Genomic DNA, 6,331 nt, shown 5'->3' with positions numbered 1-6,331 from the left:
CGCAGAGATTGCTAATAAAGCAACCCTTGAAGTTTAGCCCCCCGCGCCCGACCGCTTCCGGCAGCCCACCGAACAACAGCCATTAGTGGACTGATTCGATACTCACCCCACCAAACTTGCCTACCTTTAACGACCTTGAGCAATTCCTCAAGGTTGAATCGGTTATCTTGGTCAACGTCACATTTTACTGCCTGGCCTGTGGTCTTTTTACAATTGCAACAAACATGAAAGACAAGGTAAGGCTGTAACCAGTGGTGAATCGGGGGACGGGCTTAGCTCAGGGCGGGCGGGGTCAGAACCGGGGTTCGACGCGTTGAGGTTGCAGATATTGGCGCTATCCGCCGGCTTGCTGGCGACTGGTTGCGCGTTGAAGATGGAGCCTCTTTCCGAGGATCAAAATCTCGCATTCGCCAGCGAAAGACTTATCCGTGCGACAGCCAACCAGGAGCCGGTCTCCGGTTCGATCAGCCTCTACGAGGCAATGGCCCGGGCTCTGAAATACAACCTGGACACGAAAGTCGAGATCATGGAGGCGGCGCTCAAGGTCCGCGAACTCGACCTCGCAAACTATTCAGCACTACCGAAACTCGTTGTGAACTCCGGCTATGCGGGCCGCACCGACCCTGATTCGAGCACGCCGTCCACGCGCGATCCGGATATCTTCACCGACGACCTGACCTTCTCCTGGAACATTCTCGACTTCGGTCTCTCATATGTTCGGGCAAAGCAGACTGCTGACGAGGCGCTCATCCAGGAGGAGATGAAGCGCAAGATCGTGAACAGGGTGATCGAAGATGTCCGCACGGCTTACTGGCGCGCGGTCAGCTATGAGCGCCTTGTCGGTCGCATGCGCGCGCTCGAGGGCCGTGTTGCCGGCGCACTGAGAGATACGCGCCGGCTGGCAAGCAGCGGTGAAAGCTCACCGCTCGTTGCCTTGACCTACGAGCGGGAACTCATCCAGGTTCAACGGGAGATCGAACTTCTCGAAGGCGAACTGAAGGTCTCCAAAAGCCAGCTTGCGGCTTTGATGAATGTGACCCCCGGCTCGAACTACACATTGGCCGTTCCCAAGCGCCGCACGACAAAGCTTGGCCTTCCCGGCAAATCCGGCGACCTTTTCCAGATCGCTGTAACCAACCGACCGGAGATGCGTGAAGTCGCCTACCGCATGCGCATCAACGAGAAGGAAGTCGACGCGGCACTGCTCGAGCTGCTGCCGAGTTTCAACCTTTATGCCGGTGTGAACTACGACTCCAACAAGTTCATCTCTTCGAACGATTGGGTATCGTGGGGCGCCAAGGTCAGTTGGAACCTCATGAAGCTGGCAACGATGCCGGCGGTGATGAAGAAAGTGGAAGCACAACAGGCAGCCCTTGACGCAAGGTCGCTTTCAGTCGCCATGGCGATCATGACGCAAGTCCATATCAGCCGCGTCCGCTACGCTCATCTGCAAAAATCCTACGGCACGGCAGCAGCACTCTCCAATGTGTCTCATCGCATCCTCACCCAGGTTCGCGCCGAGACGGCAGCGCAGCGCACCAGCGAACAGGTGCTGATCCGCGAGGAGATGAACGCCCTGCTCGCCGATGCCAAGCTGGATATGGCTTATGCCGACCTGCAGAACGCCTACGCCAATGTCTACGCTTCGCTGGGCCTAAATCCGTTCCCGACAAATCTGAGTACGGACGAAAGCGTCGCTGTCATCGCCGAAAAGCTCAAGGGCATGTGGATCGAGCGTGGAACAAAAGCCGGCACGGAGGTTGCAGGCCTGCAGTAGAAGGCAGTGGTTGATGAGGGAGGAGCCTAAAGCATGATTGCATCACGCTACGCCTTTGCCTCGGCATTGCTTGTCGGCTTGATGGTTGCGTTGCCTGCATCGTCCCAGAACGAGGAAACGTCTGTCCGCGGCATTGTTCGTTCGGTAGATGAGGCCTGGATCTCCACCGATCTCGGTTTTCGCGTCGAGACGCTGCCGTTTCGCGAGGGTCAGTCCTTCAGCAAGGGGGACATACTTGCGACATTCGACTGCGGCGACCTCATGGCCGAATTGAACTCGGCCGAAGCGCAATTGCGGGCGGAACAGATCACTTATGAGAACAACTCCCGCCTCGCCAAGCTGAACGCCGCAGGCAAATTTGAGGTTCAGCTCTCCAAGGCCAAGACGGACCAGGCTGCGGCGATGGTCGAGGCCTATCAAAGCAAGCTTGCCCGCTGCACCATCAAGGCGCCGTTCGACGGCCGCGTTGCGGTGATGCGCGCCCATGCTTATGAGATCCCCGACCGCACCCAGCCCATCATGCAGATCGTCGGCCAGTCCGAGCTGGAAATCGAGATGCTGTTGCCGTCACTGTGGCTGAAATGGCTGAAGCCTGGTGTGAGTTTCGATTTCAGCATCGAGGAAACCGGCGGTTCATTGCCGGCCGAGGTGTCGCGCATTGCTGCGGTCGTCGACCCCGTCAGCCAGACCGTCAAGGTGATCGGCCGCTTCACCGGCAATACGAACGGCGTGCTGCCGGGAATGAGCGGACCGGCGAAGTTCAAGGCGCCCGATGGCTGAGAAAGTCGGCCCGCAGCCTGCACAGGCCAAACCGACCTTGATTCAGGCGAAGCCCCCCCTCGGCCCCCAGCAACCGCCGAACCAGCAGGCGTTCGATCTGTTGCTGAAGATCGAGGCGGAAGCCCGGCGGGCCGAGACAGTCGGCGAGCTGGTCTTCCTCATCGCCAATGAAACACTCCGGCTAACCCGCGCGCGGCAGATATTCGTCTTTGCCAACAAACGCGCCCGGCAGAGGGTTGAAGCGGTGTCTTCGATCGGCAAGGTCGAGCGGGACTCACCGCGCATCCGCTGGATCGAAGGTATCGTGCGAGCGCTCGAGGCTGACGCCGGCCTGAACGGCAAGCGTGAGTTCGTGCTGCCGGCCTATTGTCCGCCGGACGATGAGGAACACAAATCGTTCCCCTACCGCTTCCTCGTCTGGCTGCCGTTGAAGCTGCGCGATGGCCACGTCTTTGCCGGCATGCTTCTGGCCCGCGAAGTGCCATGGAACGAAGGAGACCTGATCGTCGCGGCGCGGCTGGCGGAAACCTATGGCCACGCTTGGTCGGCGCTGACGGGAGAACGGCGGCTGAAGCGGCGGTTTCGTCTAAAACCGTGGCTCGCAGTTGGTGCGGTGGCGGCGATCGCGGCGGGGTTTTATCCCGTGCCGCTGACCGTTCTGGCACCGGCCGAAATCGCGCCGATCGAACCCCGGATCGTTGCAGCACCAATCGACGGCGTTATCGACTCGATCGTGGTCGATCCCAATGCCAGCGTGCAGGAAGGCCAGCTTCTCCTTCGCATGTCGGATACTGCACTTCGCAACGAACTGGCTGTCGCCGAGCAGGACGTGAAGGTGGCCGAGGCCAAGCTCAAGCAGGTTTCGCAAGGTGCGGTGGCAGATCCGCGGGTGCGCGGCGACCTGGCGGTCACGCGCACGGAGCTGTCTCTTGCCACCGCAAAACGAGACTATGCCGGCGATCTTCTCAAGCGCACCGAAGTTACCGCTCCCGCTTCAGGTGTCGTCATATTCACCGACAAGCGGGACTGGATCGGCCGGCCGGTTTCCACTGGCGAACGCGTGATGGAAATCGCGGACCCGAAGAAAATACAGATCCGCGTCGACGTTCCCGTGGCCGATGCGGTCGCCGTGACATCCGGCGCCAGGGTGCGAGCATTTCTCGATTCCGACCCACTTCGCCCAATCACCGCCCATGTCCGGACTGCTTCCTACGAGGCGCAATTGATCGAAGGCAATGTGCTCGCCTACCGCGTCTACGCCTCGATCGACGAGAACCAGACCGATCTGCGGCTGGGCATTCGCGGAACCGCGCAAGTCTCCGGCGAAAAGGTGCCGCTGGCCTACTATCTGTTCCGCCGCCCTATTGCCGCGATAAGGCAGCGGCTCGGCCTATGAACGCGCCCGACATCCCGCTGCCGTCCCTGCGCGAAGACCTGCAGATCATGCGCGGCGGGACGAGTTATTCCGGTGAGCCGGTATGGGTCGTCCTAGACCCTTTGCGCAATCGCTTCTTCCGCGTCACCTACGAGATGTTCCAGTTGCTTTCGGTGTGGAACCGCAGTGCGACCATTGGAGCGCTCAACCGAACCCTCAATGCCCGTTTCGGCCGGCAGACCGACGCCGAAGAGGTGGGCATGGTGCTGCGCATGCTCGACGTAAACTTTTTCCTGGCGCAGCCGGCCTCCGGATCATGGCGAGGGCTCTACGATGCCTCGCAGCGGCGCCATTCGCTGTTCATGCAACTGATCCACAATTATCTGTTCTTCAGGATTCCGCTGGTCAGGCCGGAGCCGTTCATTCGCGCGACTTGGCCCTATGTCTCGTTTCTGTTCAGCCGTGGCTTCCTGCTCTTTGCGGCGCTTGTCGGCCTGGCCGGTCTCTATCTCGTCTCCCGGCAATGGGAAGAATTCATCGGCACCTTCCCTTATGTCTTTTCGTTCGAAGGTGCTGCGATCTCGCTCGTCTCGATCGTGCTGATCAAATCGCTGCATGAACTCGGCCATGCTTACGTCGCGCACCGGCACGGCTGCCGCGTGCCGACCATGGGCGTTGCCTTCATGGTGATGATGCCGCTGCTCTACACCGACGTCACCGAAGCCTGGAAACTGAAATCCCGCCGTTCGCGCATGGCGATCGATTCCGCTGGCGTCATCACCGAGCTTTGCGTGGCAGCCTTTGCGCTGTTCCTCTGGGTGTTCATACCCGACGGCCCGTTGCGCAGCGCTGTCTTCGTCCTGGCGGCGGCAGGCTGGGTGTTGAGCCTGCTGGTGAACACCAATCCGTTCATGCGTTTCGACGGCTATTACATGCTGGCGGACCTGCTCGGCATCGAGAACCTGCAGCCGAGGGCGTTCCGCCACATGCGCTGGCGGCTGCGCGAATTCCTGTTCGGGCTCGGCTATCCGCCACCGGAGCCGTTCCCGCCGCGCCTCGATGCCATCGTGACGGTCTATGCAATCTGCACGGCGATCTATCGGCTGACGCTTTATCTCGGCATCGCGCTGCTGGTCTATCATTTCACCATCAAGCTGGTTGGCGTGATGCTGTTTGCCGTCGAGATCGGGTTTTTCATCATCCGCCCCGTTTGGTCGGAGCTCAAGGAGTGGAGGGCTATGCGCAGCGACATCTTTGCAAGCCGCCGGACCTATGTGACCCTCGCAATCGTTGCAGGCCTCGCCGTCCTCGCGGCCATGCCGCTTTCGACCCGCGTCAGCGCCCCTGCTCTGATCCTGCCGGAAACGTTTGTGCGGCTCTTTGCCGAAGAAGCCGGTCGCATCGAAGAGATAAATGCCAAGCGTGGGAACATGGTGCGAAAAGGCGATGTGCTTTTCGTCATTTCTTCACCCACGCTGGCGCAGGAACGCGGGCTGGCCGAAATCGAGATCGACCTAGCGCAGCAGCGCATTGGCCGCATCGGCGCCGATGCGGAGGATCTTGCCGGGCGGGGCGTGATCGCCACCCAGCTGAGCAGCCTCGTGGCAAAGCGCGACGGTCTCGCGCAGCGTGAGGCGAAGCTCGTCATCAAGGCTCCCTTCAACGGCAGGATCGCCGACATGAACGCTGAAATCGCGCCGGGACAATGGATTTCGCGCAAGGAGCAGCTCGCTTTCCTGTCGGCCGACGACGGATCGGTCATACGCGGCTACGTGTCCGGCAATGACCGCGCCCGCATCGAACCCGGATCGACCGGTTGGTTCATTCCCGACGACCTCACTCAACCGAAGCTGAGAGTAGTCCTGGCATCGGTTGCGATATCAGGCGCCCAGCAACTCGAAATCCCGCAACTGACCTCGCAGTTCGGCGGCCGGATTGCCGTGCATGCCTCCGATGGCAAACGGCTGGTGCCTATCGCCGCGGAGTATGCAGTGACCGCACGCGCGGTCGACGAACGGGGCGATCCGGCCCAGACCTGGCGCGGCGTGCTCCTGCTGGACGGCCGCGCCGAGAGCCTGCTGGCCCGCGCCTGGCGACAGGTTCTCAAGGTGCTGGTTCGCGAGGCAGGAGCGTGAGGCTTGGCCGGCTCGGTGGCTGGCAAAGTCGAAGACATCCATCAGTTCACCGCGTAGCTCGGCGTGAACGCTCTCCAGTCCAATGCCAACATGCAGCGAACCTGAGCTTACTGGGCGGATGAAGCAGGCTACCGCGAATACAACATCGCCAGGGGAAGACCGCTTCGAAGGCGACAGGGTGGCGCATTCATCGTGTGGCTGTTGCGTTGGGGGCGGATGGGGCTGTGGATTGGGGTGTGGAGCTGTTGGAGGGTGGCAGAACGA

Annotated in this window: 4 protein-coding genes; all 4 read left to right on the top strand. The window is 60.9% G+C overall.

The genetic code is table 11. The annotated features are described in order from the left end of the window. Nucleotides 1-373 precede the first annotated feature (373 nt). Genes BM413_RS23305 through BM413_RS23290 form a run of 4 tightly spaced genes read left to right on the top strand, consistent with a single transcriptional unit; the run spans nucleotide 374 to nucleotide 6,067 of the window. Nucleotides 374-1,777, top strand: a complete 1,404-nt coding sequence (locus tag BM413_RS23305; RefSeq protein WP_091917249.1) for a TolC family protein — start codon at nucleotides 374-376, stop codon at nucleotides 1,775-1,777. A 33-nt stretch (nucleotides 1,778-1,810) separates the two neighbouring features. Continuing rightward, nucleotides 1,811-2,557 (top strand): efflux RND transporter periplasmic adaptor subunit, encoded by a 747-nt coding sequence (locus BM413_RS23300; protein WP_091917248.1) that lies wholly within the window; start codon nucleotides 1,811-1,813, stop codon nucleotides 2,555-2,557. Beyond that, entirely contained in the window at nucleotides 2,550-3,953 is a 1,404-nt protein-coding gene (locus tag BM413_RS23295) for an efflux RND transporter periplasmic adaptor subunit (protein WP_091917247.1), read from the top strand. Before BM413_RS23300 ends, BM413_RS23295 begins: the two co-directional genes overlap by 8 nt. After that, nucleotides 3,950-6,067: a site-2 protease family protein gene (locus BM413_RS23290; protein WP_091917246.1), complete on the top strand. Its 2,118-nt coding sequence runs from the start codon at nucleotides 3,950-3,952 to the stop codon at nucleotides 6,065-6,067. The genes BM413_RS23295 and BM413_RS23290 overlap by 4 nt, the downstream gene beginning before the upstream one ends. Nucleotides 6,068-6,331: the final 264 nt, after the last annotated feature.

Origin of the sequence: Mesorhizobium sp. YR577, from assembly GCF_900116595.1 — a bacterium.
In the GTDB taxonomy this organism is placed as follows: Bacteria; Pseudomonadota; Alphaproteobacteria; order Rhizobiales; family Rhizobiaceae; genus Mesorhizobium_M.
The sequence above is the reverse complement of the archived record's forward strand: the minus strand, read 5'-3'. Positions and strand labels throughout refer to the sequence as shown.